Genomic DNA, 17,432 nt, shown 5'->3' on the forward strand with positions numbered 1-17,432 from the left:
ATGAGGCCCCCGATGAAGGTATTGCTGTCTACACTAGCGCTATCCGGCCACTTGATTTCTTCAGCCGTGGCCGAAGACGGGAAAATTCCAGCCTATTTCGTTCTGGATCAAACCTATGGAGGTGGCTTCGACACCGTCGCCTGGCAGGCCGCGATCGATGCCATCAAGGGTCATGGGAAGCTGGTGCATACTTACAATTTTGCTGGAGACAAAGAGGTCGTCAGCCAAGCACAGCAGGACGTAGCCAAGGCAAACGCCCAAAAGCCGATCTACCTGGTGAATGAGAAAGTGGCCAAGGATTCCACCGAACTCCGGCAATCACTGGCCACGTTCAAGGAGCAGTTGCGGAACGATACGAATTCCAAGGGATCGCAGGTAGTCGCCGAATGGCCGATGTGTGCGCTCGTCGAGCAAGGGTCGGAAGGCGCGGTCCGAGGCATGCAGGGAGGCGTGATCCTGTTGATCGACCACCCGCAGGCCGCAGCTCATTGCTACGCGATGGTACAATCGTATTTCCTCACTCCGGCCGCACCGGACGGCAAGCGGGCCGCGCCGGTCAGCGTCGACGCTACGACCGTCGCGATGCAGGCGATGTTGCCGCCCATGAAGCTCGCCAGGCACATATTGGCCGATAAGGCGGCATCCAAACGGGGAGATTTTGTCGAGCGCCCGACAAACGTCTTTAAGCCGGGCGAAGAGATCTTCGTCTATGCCTATTTCGAGAATGTCGGGCGGATCAACGTCGGCACGCCGATGTCAAGCTACGAGATCGGGCTCGATATCGAGGTGCGGGACCCTGCTGGCAAGGTTCTCAGGACATTCCCCGACGCGCACGTGTTCAAGGCCGAATCTCCCACGCCATTTCCGGTTTCCGCCAAGCATTTTACCAATTTCGCCACTGCCGGCATCGCCCTGCACGACCCAGGAGACTACGTCGTGGCATATATCTTCCGCGACCGCTCGCGCCCAGAAACGCCGCCGGTTACCGCCGCGTTCGAGGTGACTGTCAAGTAGTGGCCCCAGTCATTCGATGGCGTCGTGTTGCTCAGTCGCTTCAGAGCGTCGAGAGAATAACGCGGTTGCCGGGCTAGCTTCCGTTGATGATCATATCCGCGGCTTTTTCGGCGACCATCATCGTCGGGGCATTGATGTTTCCGGCCGTGATGTTGGGGAAGATCGAAGCGTCAACTACTCGCAACCCATGCAACCCATGCACCTTTAGCGATGAATCGACGACTGAGGTTGAAGCATCCGGCCCCATCGCTGCGGTGCCGCACAGGTGATAGATTGAACCGCTATGCTCCCGAAAATAGTCCAGGAGCTCGGCGTCGGTGGAAGCTTCTGCGGAAGGAGGCATTTCGCTTGCAGTAATCGATTGCAGTGCCGGTGCGCTCATGATTTTGCGCGCAAGCCGACTTGCCTGAAGCGCCTCCGCCTCGTCATGGGCAGTCGTCAGGTAGTTGGGGTTGATGCGCGGTGCAACGGCGGCATCGGGCGACGCGATCGTTACGCTGCCGCGGCTTGAGGGCCTGCATGCATTGAACGCCAACAGGAAACCGGAATAGGGCTCCGGCTTCAGACCGGCGCGCGGGTCGGACGGAATGCGATAGGAAAGCGGGTTGAAATAGAGCTGGATATTCGGCCTCTCCTCGCCCGGCTCACCGCGCAGGAAGCCTCCGGCCTGGTTGACGCTGAGAGCCAAGGGACCGCGTCTTGTCAGCACGTAGCGCAGCGCCTGCCGCGCCTGACCGAACAGGTTCCCCAGCTCGTCGTTCAGCGTCGGAACCCTCGAGCGGTAGTAGAAGCTCGCACAAAGATGATCCTGAAGGTTTCTCCCAACCGCCGGCAATTGTCGGACGACGGGGATACCGAACGTTTGCAGCTCTCGGCCATCGCCGATACCGGAGAGCTGCAAGAGTTTCGGCGTATCGACCGCACCGGCACATAGGATCACCTCGTTCCGAGCGGAATAGGTTACCATCCCATCGGGTGTGGCAACCTCCACGCCGGTCGCCCTTCCCTGCTCGATGACGACCCTTCTGGCATGGCACTTGCGCAGGATGGAGAGGTTGGGGCGCTTGAGAGCCTGCCGCAGATAGGCGAACGATGAGGACGAGCGCACGCCATTTCGCGTATTGATATCGTAAATCCCTGCGCCCTCGATCGACCCGCCATTGAAGTCGGTATTGAGCGGCAGTTGCAGTTCGGCACAGGCGGAAAGGAACCGCGCGGTAATCGGATGGGTCTGGTCGCGCATCGGCGTGACGTGGATGGGTCCGTCCCCGCCATGAAATTCGGACTGGCCATGCGCATGGGTTTCAAGCTTCTTGAAATAGGGCAGCACGTCCTCATGGCCCCAGCCGGGATTGCCGGCTTTAGCCCAGTCGTCGAAATCCGCCGCCGCGCCCCGCACGAAGATCATGGCGTTTATCGAACCCGAGCCACCTTGTACCTTGCCGCGCGGCGCATAGATGCGGCGGTTGTTCAGTGCGGCTTCCGGCTCGGTCCAGTACATCCAGTTGACGTTCGGGTCATAGTAGGACCGCACATAGCCGACGGGGATGCGAAACCACGGTGAACTGTCGTTGCCGCCCGCCTCGAGCAGCAGCACGCTGTGTTTGCCTGCCTCGCTCAGGCGCGCCGCAACGATACAGCCGGCGGATCCCGCCCCGACAATGATGTAGTCGTAAGTGGTCATGTGTTCCTCAACCGCGCGCCGGGGCAAATGCCTTGATGTCGGCGGGCTTGTCGTCCATCTGCAGGTGCAGACGCTTTCCTTCGTAGGGCGAGTGCTTTTCAACCACCTCGAGATTGAGCTCCACGCCGAGCCCCGGTTCGCAGGACGGGATGAGATAGCCATCGTCGAACTGCAACGGCGTCTTGAGGACGTCGGCGTAGAAGCCTGAGAAGTCGATGATCGCCTCGTGGATCAGGAAATTGGGGGTCGCCGCAGCGAGCTGGATGCTGGCCGCCGCCCCGATCGGTCCGTTGTAGAGGTGCGGCGCGATCTGCGCATAATGCGCCTCGGCCATGCCGGCGATCTTCTTTGCCTCCAGCAAGCCGCCGCACCGCGCGACGTTCATCTGCAGGATCGAGGCTGCGCCCGTTTCAAGCACGCGCTGGAACTCGTATTTGGTCGTCAGCCGCTCGCCCGTGGCAATGGGGATAGAGGTTGCCTTGGCAACAGATGCCATCGCTGCCTCCTGACCGGGCGGCACCGGCTCCTCGAACCAGAGCGGATCGTATTTTTCGAGCCGTCGCGCAAGGCGAATGGCCGAGGACGGCACCATCTGGCCATGTGTGCCGAAGAGCAGGTCGGCTCGCCCGCCGACCGCGGCACGGACCTTGGCGCAGAACTCTTCGCACCGCTCCATGACGCCAAGCGAAAGCTGGTGGCCGGAATAGGCGGTGTAGGGGCCGGCCGGATCGAACTTGACGGCGGTGAACCCCTTCGTGTCGACCATTTCCGCCGCAAAGTCGGCGGCAAGCTCTGGATCGTTGTAATCATATTCGCCGGCTGCATTTTTGGGGTAGAGATAGGTGTAGGCACGCAGCTTTTCGTGCACGAGGCCGCCCAGCAGCTTGTGCACCGGCCGGCCGGCAGCCTTGCCGATGATGTCCCAGCAGGCGACTTCGAGACCGGAGACGACGCCCATGATCGTCGGGTCCGGGCGCTGCGTGAAGCCGCTCGAATAGGCCGAACGCCAGAAGCGCTCGATATCGTGCGGATCGTGGCCGAGGAGATGGCGCTCGAACACATCCTCGATCAGCGGCACCAACGCGTTCGGATGGAAGGCGGTCGCGTAGATTTCCCCGACCCCTTCGATGCCGCACTTCGTGGTGAGCCTGACGAAGATCCAGTACATGCCGCCGATATGGGGCGGCGGGACGGCAACGACATGAACGGCGAGCGAAGCGATCTGCATGTTGAAGTTCCTTCTGACGAATCCGATCAGTGCTTCAGCACCACGAGACGAGTTTGTGTGAATTCGAGCATGCCGTGCTTGCCGTCATCGCCTCCGAGGCCCGAGCGCTTCCAGCCTGCATGGAACCCCTGATAGGGATCCGCCGGGAAGCGGTTCACATAGAGTTCGCCGGCCTCGATGGCGTCGGCAAAGCGCATGACCGTGCTGTAGTTATTGGTGAAGAGAACCGCACTCAGGCCGAACTGGTGATCGTTGGCAAGCGCCAGGGCTTCCTCGGCGCTCTCATAGGAAAGCACGGCGAGAACTGGGCCGAACACCTCTTCGGCGACGACGCCCATCTCCTGCCGGCAGTTGGAAAGCAGGGTTGGCGGGTAGTAGTTGCCCACGCCTTCCGGCAGTACGCCGCCAGCCTCGATGCGCGCCCCCTGCTCCACCGCATGGCGAACCATCGCGTGAACATTGGCCTGCGCCGATTTCGTTTCGAGTGGTCCCATGCGCGTCGCATCGCTGGCGCGGTCGCCGAACGCCCTTGCCGTAAAGCCGGCGCGAAGCCGATCGAGCAGCGCGTCGTGAATGGAATTGTGCACATAGACACGTTCCGGCGCCGTGCAGACCTGCCCGCAATGATTGGTCTTGGCGGCAACCAGCTGAGCGGCAACCGCATCGATATCCGCATCGGGTTCGACAATGACAGGTGTCTTGCCGCCGAGCTCCAGCGATGGCTTGGCGATATTCGCCTTGCAATATTCGAGAACGACGCGCCCGGCCTGCAGGCTACCGGTGAGCGTTATCATGCCGACCGACGGGTGGGTGCAAAGTGTCGCGGCGACGTCATGCGACATGGTCAAGATGTTGACCAGCCCGGCCGGAAGGTCCGCGTCGAGCGCCGCCTCGGCGATCTCGAAAGCGGAGGCAGGCGTCGAGTTGCTCGGCCGCACCACAACGGCGTTGCCGGCGATCAAAGCGGGCGCAACCTTGCGTACCAGCGTATAGACCGGAAAATTGAACGGGATGAGGCAGGCAACGACCCCGATCGGCTCGCGCTTCAGAAGCAAGGTCTCGCCCGGATTGTCGCTCTGGATCACTTCCCCCTCGATCCGGCGCGCCCACTCCGCATGATAGCGCATCAGCTCGACGCCATAGATCGCTTCTGCCGTGGCATCGGCAAGGCTCTTGCCGGACTCAAGGGCGAGCGCCGCGCCGATCTGGCCGGCGCGCGCCTCGATTGCCGCCGCGAAACGGCGCAAGGCATCCCCGCGAGCGATCGCCGGCAACGCTTTCCACGTCTTCTGCGCTGCGGCTGCGTTTTCAACCGCTGCGATTGCCTCCAGCGCGCTCGCCGCGGGCACCCTCGCAATGACCTCTCCGTTTGAGGGATCGAGCACCGGGACCAGGTCCGATGCGGGCCGAAACGCGCCGGCGACAAAGTTGCGATAGTCGGTCAAGACGATATCCTTTTATGTTTCCACCATAGGACAGGCTTCAGAACGTGTTCCGGCCGGGAGCCGCATCGAGCAATGTTCTTGTGTAGTGGTGGCTCGGGTCAAGGAGCACCTTCGCCGCCCCGCCCCGTTCGACGATCTCGCTCACCGAGGCATCAGAGATGAAGCGAATCGCGCTCGGCCCGCAGAGATTGTTTGCAGGTTCAGCCTGAAGGCTCGCCTTGACAAGACAGTATTCTGAACCACTTCCTGGCCTCGCCGTAGGCCAGAAGTTCGCTGATCACGAAGCAGCAGCCGTCATTGATCTGGAACTCTCTCACCGCCAGCGGCTTGCCGCTCCCCCACCAACAACGCTGTTTTTTTGGTGGCGTCGATTCTCGGCGGGCGATCGAGAAAGCGCCCTCATATCGTATACAATATCTGTCTCTGATGTTGACAATATTCTATTTTAGCGCTTCCTTATTATAGCCCGTCACGCCATCTGGCGCCGGATGCCAAAAATGGGGAGTGAGATGATCAACAGACGCTCGACATTGAAATCGTTGGCGCTCAGCGCCGTTTCGATCCTGGCAATTGCAGCCGCAAGCACCTTTCCCGCGCAAGCGGAGAACAAGGAACTCAAGATTGGCTTCGTCGGCGTGACCAGCGGTCCCGCCGCGGCCTGGGGTACGTCAAACGTCCGCTCGATGCAGACGCGCGCAGATTGGCTCAACGAGGCCGGCGGAGTGAAGATCGGCGACGATACCTACAACATCACTATTGTGACCTTCGACGACCAGAAGGATCCTAAGCGGGCCATCGCCGGCATGGAGAAGATGGCCCAGGAGGGCATCCATTATGTCGTCGGACCCAATGTCGATGACGGCGCGGCGGCCGTTCGTCCTGTGGCGGAATCCAAGGGGATCATCTATTTCCCCTACGCCTTCCCGAAATCGCTTTATGTCGCACCGGCATCAAATGCGGTCCTCGGCATGGTCGCCAATTATCAGTCCGGACCGGCAATCTACAAATATCTGAAGGAAAACAAGAGCGTGAAGAAGGTGGCTTTCATCGCCGCCAACGAATCCGACCCGATCAGCCAGCGTGACAGCGGCGTCGCTGCCGCCAAGGAACTCGGGCTGGACGTGGTCGCCGAGACCGACACCTACCAGAACGACACACGCGACTTCACACCGGTGCTGACGCCGATCGTCCAGCTGAAACCGGATCTGCTCGTCCTGTCCGGTGTGGCCCCGGCCAACGCGCCGCTGTTGATCCGCGCGGCACGCGAACTCGGCTATGAGGGACTGATCTCGGCAGAAACGGCGCAGGACGCGACCGTGCTGCAGGAAGGCGCTGGCGAACTCGCCAACGGCTTCATCTCAGTCGGCGGTGCTTCGACGCCGGAGATCCGTACGCCACTGATGAAAGAGTTCATCGAACGCTACACCAAGAAGTTCGGCGAATACAACGATGAGTCCAACACCAAGGTCTACGCGCTCGAATACATCATCGAAACGCTCAAGGCGAACCCCAAGGCGATAGACGACGTGGAGGAGTTCAAGAAGACCATCGACAGCTTCTCCGCACCCAATCCCTACGCCAAGGACAGCATGCTGAAATATGTCGGCATGACCTCCTTCGGCCAGAGGCGCCAGGTCTCCGTGCCGATGGTGGTGACCGAGTTCAAGGACGGCAAGTTCGAGACGTTGTTCGTCGGCGAAGTGGACTGACGTTGCCTGATTAAGTCAATCGAGGTTCGGGACCGATCCCGAACCTCTCCGGCGATCGGATTTTCCGCCATGGAACAGGTCATTGCCAACGGACTGTATCTGGGTGCCCAATATGCGCTGATCGCGCTCGGGCTGACACTGATCTTCGCGCTCATGAACGTTCTCAACTTCGCGCATGGGCAGATGTACGTGCTGGGCGGCTTCGTGACGTACTCGATCTACGGTCAGCTCAAGCTGCCCTTCGTGCTTGCGCTGATCTGTTCTGGGGTATCGCTGGCGATCGTCGGCGCGCTGATGGAGAAATTCCTTTTCCGGCCGGTGATCCGACGCAGCAAGCGCGAGGAAAGCACGATGCTGCTCGCCGCTGCCATCGCATTTTTCCTCGATGCCCTCATATTGCTGCTGTTCGGCGAGAAACAGCGCGGCGTGCCGAAAATCGTCAGCGGCGTTTTCATCTCAGACAGTGTGATCTTGCCGTACGATCGCATCGTCGTCGGCCTGATCGCGATACTGATGATCGCCGCCTTCATGCTCTACATGCAATACAGCAAACCGGGCCGCGCCATGCGGGCGCTGGCACAAGACCGCATTGCCGCGCAGCTGATGGGTGTCAAGGTCGAGCGCTATTCCATGATCGGCTTCGCGCTCGGGGCAATGCTCGCCGGTGTCGTCGGCGGCTTGCTCGTCAGTATCACCGGTGTCAATTCCGGCATCGGCGGACCGATTTCGATCAAGGCGTTTCTGATGGTGATGATCGGCGGCGCCGGCGTAGTTGGCGGCGCAATTGCCGGTGGTTTCATCCTCGGGATGATGGAATCGGTCGGTCTAACCGTGCTGCGCGAATATGGCGACGTCACCTATCTCGTCATCTTCGCGCTGCTCATGGTCTTCCTGAGCATCCGCCCGAACGGGCTGATGGGCAAACCGTGGGGCTGATGCCATGCGCAAATCGTCGACCGTCAGGATCGTCGCCGCCACCCTGTTCTTGTTGTCGCTGCTTGTGGCTGTTCCGCTGCTGATCAGCGCCACCGGCCGGAGCGACCTCTATTACACGCTGACCTCGGTCGCCCTTCTCAGCATCATCAGCGCGGGCGTGTGGATCACCTTCTATATCGGCCGCATCAATATCGGCCAAGGCGCCTACGCGTTGATGGGCGGCTATGTCTCCGCCGTCCTGGTGACGAATTACGGCGTGTCGTTCTGGCTGACCCTGCCTCTGGCGGGCCTGTTCTGTGCCGTTGCAAGTGTTCTCATAGGCCTGCCTATTCTGCGCCTGCGTGGCGTCTATTTTGCCATGGTGTCGCTGGTGTTGACGGAAGTCGCGCGCCTGCTTGCGCTTGCTATGCCGATCACCAACGGCGCCAAAGGCATCGTCAGCATCCCCCTACCGACCAGCATCAGCCTTTTCGGCATCACCCTCGTCCCGGATTTCTCGAGCCTCGCCAATCCCCGACTTGCCTTCTACATCGTCGCTGTATTGTTGATGGCGCTTTGCTTCCTCGGTCTCTATCGGCTCGCCCATTCGCGCATCGGACAGCTCTGCCAATCGCTGCAGCAGAACGAGGAGCTTGCCTCGTCGATCGGCGTCAATATCGCCTACCTCCGCGTAGTCGCATATGCGCTCTCGTCTTTCCTCGGCGGCGTCGGTGGGGCGATGTTCGCATCGATCTCCCAGTCGATCTATCCGTCGAGCTTCACGGTCGCCGACTCGGTCAATTTCATGCTCAATTGCTTCCTCGGCGGGCTTGGCTATGTGCTCGGACCGATGCTTGGAACCTTTGTCCTCTATTTCGGTTGGGACGTGCTGTTCCAGGCGGGCGAATTCCAGCTCCTGATCTTCTCGACAGTGCTGATCGCGCTGATGCTGATCCTGCCCAACGGTCTACTGAGCCTAGCCCTGCCCGGCAAGAGGAGCGGCTAGCACCATGACCGACATTCTCGAAGTCAGCGGCCTTACCAAACGTTTCGGCGGACTCGTCGCGGTTAACGACGTCTCCTTTTCGGTGCGCGAGCGCGAGATCCTTTCGGTCATCGGGCCGAACGGCGCCGGCAAGTCGACGCTGTTCAAGCTGATCGCCTCCTTCCTGCGGCCGACCGAAGGCGAGGTGAGGTTCAAGGGCGAGCGGATCTCCGGGCTGTCGCCGCACATCACCGCTCGAAAAGGTGTGGTGCGGACATTCCAGGAGACCACAATCTTCAAAGACATGACCGTGCGCGACAACGTCGTTACGGCTCACTATCTGCGGTCCCGCGCCAGCCTCATCGGCTTCTACTTCGGCAGTGCATCGGCGCGCAGCGATCTGGACGCCTTCGGCAGATCCGCCGACGAGATCCTCGCCTTCCTTGGACTGGGAGCGATGGAGGCCGAGATCGCCAGCAACCTGCCCCACGGGCACCTGCGGGCGCTCGGCATCGCCATCGCGCTTGCCACCGATCCGACCGTCGTCCTGCTCGATGAGCCCTTCGCGGGGATGAACCACGACGAGACCAAGCGCGCGGTCGAAATCGTGCGCAAGCTGCGCGAACGCGGCATTACCGTGCTCCTGGTTGAACACGATATGCCGGCCGTCATGAACATTTCCGACCGCATCGTCGTACTCAACTTCGGCCAGAAGATCGCCGAGGGTACCCCGGCGGAAATCCAGCAGAACCCTAAGGTCATCGAAGCCTATCTCGGTGCCGAAGACGAATCGATCGGATTGTAGGCGATGGAACCACTTCTCAAATTCGATGACGTCGAACTCTATTACGACCACGTCTATGCCCTGAAAGGCGTGTCGATCGAAGTTAAGGAAGGCGAGACCGTCGCGCTGATCGGCGCCAACGGGGCGGGCAAGTCGTCGATTCTGCGTGCTATCACCGGCCTCAGAAAGATCCGTAAGGGTGAGATCCGCTATCGCGGCAACCGCATTGACGGCATCGCGCCGGATGAGATTGTCCGCATGGGCATCTCCATGGTGCCGGAAGCGCGTCGTGTCTTCCCTTTCATGACGGTGCGCGACAATCTTCTAATGGGTGCCTTCACGCGCTCCGACAAGGCCGAGATACAGCAAAGTATGGAGATGGTGTTGACGCGCTTCCCGCGGCTCAAGGAGCGCTACTCGCAGCAGGCGGGGACGATGAGCGGTGGCGAGCAGCAGATGCTGGTGATCGGCCGAGCGCTGATGGCGCGCCCACGTTTGCTGCTGCTCGACGAACCGTCGCTTGGCGTCGCGCCGAAGTTGGTCCAGGACATCGCGCGGTCGATCGTGGCGATCAATCGCGACGAAAAGGTCAGCGTGCTGCTTGTCGAGCAGAACTCGCGCATGGCGCTGCGGATCTCCCAGCGCGCCTACGCGTTGACGATCGGCAAGGTGGCGCTCAGCGGAAATTCGGTCGAGTTGCTGAATGACGACCGCGTCAGGCATCTCTATCTCGGCGGCGAAGTGTAGGTAGGACCGGACATGCGCATCCTTGTCATAAATCCCAACACGACGACCTCGATGACCGGCAAGATCGGCAAGGCAGCAAAGATCGCGGCGTCGGCCAGAACCAGGATCATCGCGGTCAATCCCAAAGACGGCCCACCAAGCATCGAGGGCTATTTCGATGAGGCCTTCGTGGTGCCTGGCATTCTCGCCGAAATGTTCAAGGCAGGCGATATGGACGCCTATGTGATCGCATGTTTTGACGATACCGGTCTCGATGCTGCGCGCTGCGCTACAAGCGCACCCGTGATTGGAATAGGCGAAGCGGCGTTTCACGTTGCAACGTTGATTGCCGGTAAGTTCAGCGTCGTCACGACGCTCGCGCGATCAGTACCGGCGATCGAGCATAATCTATCGAAATACGGCCTGTCCTCGCGCTGCGCCAAGGTGAGGGCGTCGGATGTTGCCGTACTCGATCTAGAAGAGCCGGGTTCTGAAGCCCGCCAAAAGATCTCGGTTGAAATTGCCCGTGCGATCGCCGAAGACAAAGCAGAAGCGATCGTACTCGGTTGTGCCGGGATGGCCGATTTGGCCGACCAGCTTTCGAGCGAGTACGGGGTGCCGGTGCTTGACGGTGTGGCCTGCGCGGTCAAGCTTGCCGAAGCCATCTGCGCTTTGGGTCTGAGAACCTCGAAGGTCGGCGGTTATGCCACGCCACTCGTCAAGCAATTTGCCGGTCACTACGCGCCATTGTCGCCGGGGTTGAGCAAGCTTCAATAAGGATGCATCGGGATGCCCAAGGACGTTGTTCGTCGGCGAGCGAGACAAAAGAACAGCCCACCAGAAACGATGATTATGTCGCCGATCCTCGATCCGGAAATCCAAAATCGGATGCCAGCCACGCGTTGGTCGCCGATCTATTACGGCCTCCGGGACGCAATCGTCGCACATCGGCTCGCCCCGGGCACGAAGCTGCCGGAAGACGAGCTTGCATCGATCTACTCGGTCAGCCGCACGGTGATCCGGGCCGCCCTTCAGGCGCTGGCCCACGACCGCCTCGTCCGACTCGAACCTAATCGCGGTGCCTTTGTTGCTCAGCCGTCGACCCGAGAAGCGCGCGAGGTCTTCGAAGCGCGCGCGTTGATCGAACCCAAAGTCGCCGCACTTGCCGCGGAAGTGGCTAAACCGGAGGACATATTGCTGCTGCGCCGCCATCTCGACAAGGAGCATGAGGCGCTGCATGCCGGCCGCGACAGCGACGCGATCATGTTATCGGCGCGATTTCATGTGGGTATCGCGGAAATCGCCGGCCATTGCGTTCTGACCGACTTCGTCCGTGATCTCGTTTCGCACTCCTCGCTGATTATTGCCCTTTACTGGAAGCGGCGCGACACAACCTGCGAAAGCCACGCGCATCATGCGCTCGTCGACGCCATTGAGGCAGGCGAATCCGCTAAGGCTGCCGACCTGATGAAGGAACATCTGCTTGACCTCCTGTCGGGCCTGGAGCTCGCTCGGCCGGCGGGCAATCCGAAGAGCCTCGCAGAAATGCTACGCTGATTTGCCGCTGGGAACGGCCACTGGGCTGGCAAAAACATCAAGGCGACGAACGGAAGAAGTCTTTGCTTCATGGACGGGTCGCTTCCGCCTTGCGGAAAGGCCGGTGTGACGGTTCCTGTGGCGACGCACTGCCCGATCACCGGTCTCATACGGCGCCGCGCGTCTTGTCAGACGCACAAAGGTCGCTGTAGCGAAAGCGCCCGACCTTGACTCGCATTGGCGTTGGGTCCGCCGAGGCGATTCCGCCGAACCGCTCAGGTATCCGGCAACGTAAACACGGCGCAAGGCGCCGCGATGCCGCGCAGCACGTGCTCGCCCAGCGACACCAGCGGCGTGATGGTCTCGGCGGCGACCGCGCCCGAGATCAGCACCGACCGGCCGAGCGGCCGGCACAGGCCCTCGAGTCGGCTAACCAAATTTACCGCGGGGCCGATTGCGGTGAAGTCCAGCCGGTCGGCCGTGCCGATATTGCCCCACAGCATTTCTCCGAGATGCAGTGCCGCGCCGAAGGGCAGCGGCGGCAGCCCCTCTGCCTGTCGCAGGGCATCGAGGTGGGCCATGCCTGCGCGGGCGGCGGCGACTGCTCGCAGCGCCGCTTCGCAGGCGTCGACCGGTGCACTGGCAACGGGGAAGATTGCCAGCACGCCATCGCCGACAAACTTCAGCACCTCGCCTCCGAAGGCGTGTATCGCACCGGCAACGCGGTCGAACCAGGCGTCGAGGACTGCGATCATTGCCGCAGGGTCCGTCACCTCGGAAAGGGCGGTGAAGTTCCGTAGATCGGCGCAAAGCAGCACAGCGCGGATGGTTTCTCCGGTGCCGCGGTGCAGCGCGCCTGCCTGCACCCGGGCGGCACTGCGTCGGCCGAGATAGGCCTCGAGCAGCGTTGCAAGGGCCGCCCGCTCGGCCAAGGCAGCCAAGGGCGCGGTGGCGAAGCGCGCGGTCTGCCGCAGTCGGTCGATCTCAGCAACGTCGAACGGACGCGCCCCGGCCCAACCCAGCAATCGTCCGTCCGGCTCCGGACCAACCGTGTCCTCGTGCACCGGGCCAAGCGCACTCAGCCAATCGCCACCAGCCTGGCTTTGCGGGCTGTCGGCAAAGCCCAGTGCCTCGATCACTGCACCGGTCTCGGCCCGCCACAGCCAGGTGCGGCGGGTAACAATCGGATGGGGCACTGCCAGTGTCAGGGTACCGCCGACCAACGGAAAGCCGTCAGCCAGCAGCCGGCCGCCGAGTTCGGCCAAGAACCGGTCGGGGCCAGACGAGGCGCTGGCCTCGTCCACCAGCCAGGCGAGGTGTGTGGGCAGATCCATGCACGATCATACCGTCAGGTTCCCCAACCTGTCATCCGTGCAAGTGGTAGCGCAGTTTGCACAGCGGGCATATCATCGTGGAAGGAGCTGATCCGATAGCCGTCAATTCTGCGCCGCAGTCTGGGCAGATCATAGCAACCAAAGGGGAAGCCGATGCAAGAGGCCCTCATCGTCCGCCGTGAAGCACACATCCCGGCTCCGCCCGCCGCGGTGTTCGCTCTACTGACCGATCCTGAGAAAATCCTGCGCTGGATGGGAACGGAGGCGCAGATCGAGCCGCAGCGCGGCGGGCTCTACCTCGTCAATGTCACCGGGGCCCGTTTCGCTCGTGGTTCCTTCCGCGAGGTGGTGCCGGTGCACCGCCTGGTATACAGCTTCGGCTGGGAAGACAGCGAAGTGGTGCCGCCGGCCTCAAGCCTTGTCGAGATCGACCTCGTCGAACAACCACCGGACGGAACGCTGCTTCGCCTTACCCACACGGGCCTGCCCAGTGCCGAGCAGTGCGTCGGTCACGCGGAAGGCTGGGCCCATTACCTCGACCGGTTGGCCGAGGTTGCCGGCGGGCGTGATCCGGGGCCGGATCCCTGGCACGGCCGCACCGGCAACGAGTGACTGCTTTCCGCGGCTACGATCGCGGCCCGCGAAGCTTTGTTGATGGGGCACGCCCCGACGTTTGAGCGACGAGGATTTCCGTGCCCCTGTTCGCCAGGTCATGGCGACCGAGCGCGCTGATGCCACCCGTCCGCCGGTGGTGGTTATGCCCGGGCCTTCGAGAGCGGGAGTCCCGGGCGTTATTTGAACGACTTATGCGCTTGATCAAGGGCGCCCTCCTCTCGGTGTTGCCCCTTAGAGCGTCGGATAGTCCGTATATCCCATGCCCGTCCCGCCAAAGAATGTGTCACGATCCGCCTCGTTCATTTGCGCGTCAGCTCTGAGGCGATCGATGAAGTCCGGGTTTGCAAGGACCATCTGACCATAGGCTTCCATCTCGGCCAGACCGGACTCGATATCAGCGCCAATCTGATCACGCGGGCGTCCGGGCCGGTTGAGGATCAGGGCTTGATGCCACAGCGTCCGGATATCGGCCACGAGCTGTTCATTGCCGCTGTGCATGATGTGGAGGTAGACCAGCCCGAGCTTGTCGAGTTCAGCCACCAGATGACGATAGAGGTCGGGTCCTTGCACACCCTCGTCGATGCCCCACATTGTGATGCCCGGCGAGAGACGTATCGCAGTGCGGTCTGCACCGATCTCCTCGGCGATCGCCTTGGCAACCTCTATGGCGAAGCGGGCGCGATTCTCGTTCGAGCCGCCGTATTCGTCCGTCCGAACGTTGGCGCTTGCAGCAAGAAACTGCTGGACAAGATAGCCGTTTGCGGCATGGATTTCGACACCGTCCGCTCCGGCCTCTATCGCGCGGCGGGCAGCGAAACGGAAATCCTGGACGGCCTGACGAACCTCTTCTGTCGTCAGGGCGCGGGGCACAGGAATATCCTGCATGCCCTTCGCAGTGAACATCGGTGTGCCCGGTGCGATGGCGGAAGGTGCAACACCCTGGCGATGATGCGGAGTATTGTCGGGATGCGACATGCGCCCGGCATGCATGAGCTGGAAGAAGATGCGACCACCATTTTCGTGGACGGCGGCCGTTACCTGTTTCCACGCCGCGACATGTGCGTTGGTGTAAATGCCAGGTGTCGTCAGATAGCCTTGCCCATCCTCGGACGGCTGCGTGCCTTCGGTGACGATCAGGCCAAGGCTGGCACGCTGAGCGTAGTATTCGGCGGCCAGCTCGCCCGGCGTTCCATCCACATTGGCTCTGGACCGTGTCATGGGAGCCATGACCAGGCGGTTCGGGGTGTTGAAGCGGCCGAGTGCGATGGGTTTGAAGATATCGTTCATATCCATATTCCTTGTTGGATTGGTTCTCGGGGAATATGGGCTTGATCACCTGTGGGATAACCACAACTAATTGGAAATCATTATCCAGCCAGTGGAGCAATTCCTTGGACTATCTGAACGACATGGCGCTGTTCGTCGAGGTGGTAAAAACGCGCAGTTTCCGCCGGGCGGCCGACGCGCTTGGAATGCCGAACTCGACGCTCTCGCGCCGCATCAGCCTCCTCGAACAAGGAATTGGACTGAGGCTCATGAACAGGACGACCCGAAAGATCGAGCTAACTGAAGCCGGACAACTATACTATGAAAGATGCAGCCGGATCGTAGAGGAAGCACGGATCGCCTACGAGGAGCTGGGAGACATGGTCGCACAGCCATCCGGTATCCTGAGGGTTTCGCTTCCGGTCGATTTCGCGACCACATACATTGCTCCGCTGTTGCCGGAGTTTTCGGTTAGGTATCCGGGCATCAGCTTCGATTTCGATCTCACGCCGCGCAATGTGGACCTCGTTAGCGAGCCGTTCGATCTCGCAATCCGGATGGGAATGCCTGAAGGCTCGACCCTGATTAGCCGCGTGATCGCCCGGATTTCCGCGCAGTTCTATGCCTCGCCCGCATACCTTGAGGCGAACGGTACGCCATCCCACCCCCTGGATCTCGGAAAACATCAGTGCCTTACTATGCCAACGATGCCGACGTGGACGTCCTATGCGGGAAATGAAACCCAAGAGGTGAAGATCGGGAGCCGTTTTCGTATGAACAGCGTTTCCATGATCCGGCAACTGGCGGGCCTTGGAATGGGAATTGCCTTCCTTCCAGAACGCATCGTCGCTGACGATCTCAAAGCAGGGAAGCTGAAAAGTATCCTTCCCATATGGCAGGGAGCCCCCATATCGGTTCACGTAGTAACAGAGACGCGACTGTTACCTGCCAAGACCCAAAGATTCATCGAGTTTGTCGGGGAAAAACTTCGGAATGTCTGAGCCCATTCCCTCGACCGGTTGGCCGAGGTTGCCGGCTGCATTGGCTTGTGGTCGCGCAGCGATCAAAGGATGAACCCGTTAGGCGAGCATGCTGGGTACGGGATCGCTTACTATACTGAATTCACCGTCGCAAAGGCGGTAGAACCCGTCTTGAGGAACGGGCAACTCCAACATTTCGCGCTTCGAAAGACCGGAATACACGCCGCGCACCAATCTACCAAACAGCCCATGAGAAACTGCTACGGTTGGTCCACGTATATCCGCGATCCAGTCCTTTGCCCGGGAGCACGCAGCATCGAAGCTCTCTCCGTCCGGAGACTTGAAATACCAGTCAAAAGCGTCGGAGCCATCCAGCATTCCCGGAAACTCGTTGTCGATCTCGAACCTAGTCATTCCGTCCCAATAACCGACGGAGACCTCCATCAGACGGGCTTCTTCGTGTGTTACCAGTGGCAGCACCTGATTCACGCGATCTGCAGTTTGCCGCGTTCGGCCTAGGGGGCTGACGTGCATTTGGAATGATTGCCTACTTTCCGATATTTCCTTCTGAAGGAGTTTCGCGACGCGATCCGCCTGTTCGATGCCGCGCTCCGTGAGGGGCGAATCTTTCTGGCCCTGGAACCGACCCAAGGTGTTCCAAATGGTCTCGCCATGGCGAAGCAGGTAAATCATCAATGTTGCCCCAGACGAAGTCGTGCGTTGGATTAAGTGCGTTATTGGACCGAAGGGTCCGCCACTTGTCACGGCTAACTTGCGCGGCACATCGATGAAGATTGGCGGCCCCAACGTTTGGCGTAGATTGGTTGCATTTCCTACTTCAATTCGCGCTTTTTGAAAAACGTATTGTCGCTGCGAAAGAAGTTCGACAAGCACGACCGCCTCGTTCGGGTCGAGACCGATTTGAGCTTCATCGTTCGTTTTCTCCATACGGCCTCCGCTGGTGATGATGGATCGTTATGAGCATGACGAGTTCTACCAGCCGCCAAATTCAAGACAGTACAACGTAAAACACCTCCGGATTGCTCCGGAGGTGTTTTGAAGAATTGCGTCGCGCCGCCGACAAAGGGCGCTCTTGCAGATCAGGCAGACAGTGCCTTGAACTCGGAGAGGATGGCTTCGCCCATTTCGACGGTTCCGACCTGGCGTGCGCCTTCGGCCATGATGTCGCCGGTGCGGATGCCCTTGTCGAG

Annotated in this window: 16 protein-coding genes; 10 read left to right on the forward strand and 6 right to left on the reverse strand. The window is 60.7% G+C overall.

Features of this window, described 5'->3' with window-relative positions:
* Window positions 1-12: 12 nt before the first annotated feature.
* The gene (locus ASD00_RS28020; RefSeq protein WP_156585831.1) at window positions 13-1,014 is read left to right on the forward strand and encodes a hypothetical protein; all 1,002 of its coding nucleotides are present in this window, start codon (window positions 13-15) and stop codon (window positions 1,012-1,014) included.
* Between the two features lie 73 nt (window positions 1,015-1,087).
* Here ASD00_RS28020 and ASD00_RS28025 read toward each other — a convergent pair whose 3' ends face one another.
* The 3 genes from ASD00_RS28025 to ASD00_RS28035 are packed head-to-tail and all read right to left on the reverse strand — an operon-like array spanning window position 1,088 to window position 5,371.
* Window positions 1,088-2,698, reverse strand: coding sequence for an FAD-dependent oxidoreductase (locus ASD00_RS28025; RefSeq protein ID WP_057210421.1), 1,611 nt, complete (start codon window positions 2,696-2,698; stop codon window positions 1,088-1,090).
* Between the two features lie 7 nt (window positions 2,699-2,705).
* Window positions 2,706-3,926, reverse strand: coding sequence for a mandelate racemase/muconate lactonizing enzyme family protein (locus ASD00_RS28030; RefSeq protein WP_057210424.1), 1,221 nt, complete (start codon window positions 3,924-3,926; stop codon window positions 2,706-2,708).
* Between the two features lie 26 nt (window positions 3,927-3,952).
* Complete coding sequence (locus ASD00_RS28035) at window positions 3,953-5,371, reverse strand: aldehyde dehydrogenase family protein (protein WP_057210426.1); 1,419 nt, start codon at window positions 5,369-5,371, stop codon at window positions 3,953-3,955.
* Between the two features lie 509 nt (window positions 5,372-5,880).
* On the opposite strand from ASD00_RS28035, the gene ASD00_RS28040 reads away from it, so the two are divergent.
* From ASD00_RS28040 to ASD00_RS28070, 7 genes are all read left to right on the forward strand, one after another.
* Window positions 5,881-7,080 (forward strand): ABC transporter substrate-binding protein, encoded by a 1,200-nt coding sequence (locus ASD00_RS28040; protein WP_057210428.1) that lies wholly within the window; start codon window positions 5,881-5,883, stop codon window positions 7,078-7,080.
* Window positions 7,081-7,149: 69 nt separating this feature from the next.
* A complete protein-coding gene (locus ASD00_RS28045; protein WP_057210430.1) occupies window positions 7,150-8,016 on the forward strand; it encodes a branched-chain amino acid ABC transporter permease in 867 nt (288 codons plus the stop codon).
* A gap of 4 nt (window positions 8,017-8,020) precedes the next feature.
* The gene (locus ASD00_RS28050; protein WP_057210432.1) at window positions 8,021-9,001 is read left to right on the forward strand and encodes a branched-chain amino acid ABC transporter permease; all 981 of its coding nucleotides are present in this window, start codon (window positions 8,021-8,023) and stop codon (window positions 8,999-9,001) included.
* 4 nt (window positions 9,002-9,005) lie between these two features.
* Window positions 9,006-9,785, forward strand: coding sequence for an ABC transporter ATP-binding protein (locus ASD00_RS28055; RefSeq protein WP_057210433.1), 780 nt, complete (start codon window positions 9,006-9,008; stop codon window positions 9,783-9,785).
* Between the two features lie 3 nt (window positions 9,786-9,788).
* On the forward strand, window positions 9,789-10,511 hold the full coding sequence (locus tag ASD00_RS28060) for an ABC transporter ATP-binding protein (protein ID WP_057210435.1): 723 nt from the start codon (window positions 9,789-9,791) through the stop codon (window positions 10,509-10,511).
* A 12-nt stretch (window positions 10,512-10,523) separates the two neighbouring features.
* Window positions 10,524-11,267: an aspartate/glutamate racemase family protein gene (locus tag ASD00_RS28065; RefSeq protein ID WP_057210437.1), complete on the forward strand. Its 744-nt coding sequence runs from the start codon at window positions 10,524-10,526 to the stop codon at window positions 11,265-11,267.
* A gap of 111 nt (window positions 11,268-11,378) precedes the next feature.
* Window positions 11,379-12,047 (forward strand): GntR family transcriptional regulator, encoded by a 669-nt coding sequence (locus ASD00_RS28070; RefSeq protein WP_234908114.1) that lies wholly within the window; start codon window positions 11,379-11,381, stop codon window positions 12,045-12,047.
* Window positions 12,048-12,301: 254 nt separating this feature from the next.
* Here ASD00_RS28070 and ASD00_RS28075 read toward each other — a convergent pair whose 3' ends face one another.
* A complete protein-coding gene (locus ASD00_RS28075) occupies window positions 12,302-13,360 on the reverse strand; it encodes an adenylate/guanylate cyclase domain-containing protein (RefSeq protein WP_057210439.1) in 1,059 nt (352 codons plus the stop codon).
* A gap of 153 nt (window positions 13,361-13,513) precedes the next feature.
* Between ASD00_RS28075 and ASD00_RS28080 the strand changes: the two genes are divergently transcribed.
* The gene (locus ASD00_RS28080; RefSeq protein ID WP_057210441.1) at window positions 13,514-13,972 is read left to right on the forward strand and encodes an SRPBCC family protein; all 459 of its coding nucleotides are present in this window, start codon (window positions 13,514-13,516) and stop codon (window positions 13,970-13,972) included.
* A 234-nt stretch (window positions 13,973-14,206) separates the two neighbouring features.
* Here ASD00_RS28080 and ASD00_RS28085 read toward each other — a convergent pair whose 3' ends face one another.
* Entirely contained in the window at window positions 14,207-15,262 is a 1,056-nt protein-coding gene (locus tag ASD00_RS28085) for an alkene reductase (protein WP_057210443.1), read from the reverse strand.
* 104 nt (window positions 15,263-15,366) lie between these two features.
* On the opposite strand from ASD00_RS28085, the gene ASD00_RS28090 reads away from it, so the two are divergent.
* Complete coding sequence (locus tag ASD00_RS28090; protein ID WP_057210445.1) at window positions 15,367-16,242, forward strand: LysR family transcriptional regulator; 876 nt, start codon at window positions 15,367-15,369, stop codon at window positions 16,240-16,242.
* Between the two features lie 78 nt (window positions 16,243-16,320).
* On the opposite strand, the gene ASD00_RS28095 is transcribed toward ASD00_RS28090, so the two are convergent.
* Entirely contained in the window at window positions 16,321-16,914 is a 594-nt protein-coding gene (locus tag ASD00_RS28095; protein ID WP_057210457.1) for a histidine phosphatase family protein, read from the reverse strand.
* Window positions 16,915-17,432: the final 518 nt, after the last annotated feature.

This window comes from Ensifer sp. Root31 (assembly GCF_001424825.1).
GTDB lineage: Bacteria > Pseudomonadota > Alphaproteobacteria > Rhizobiales > Rhizobiaceae > Ensifer > Ensifer canadensis.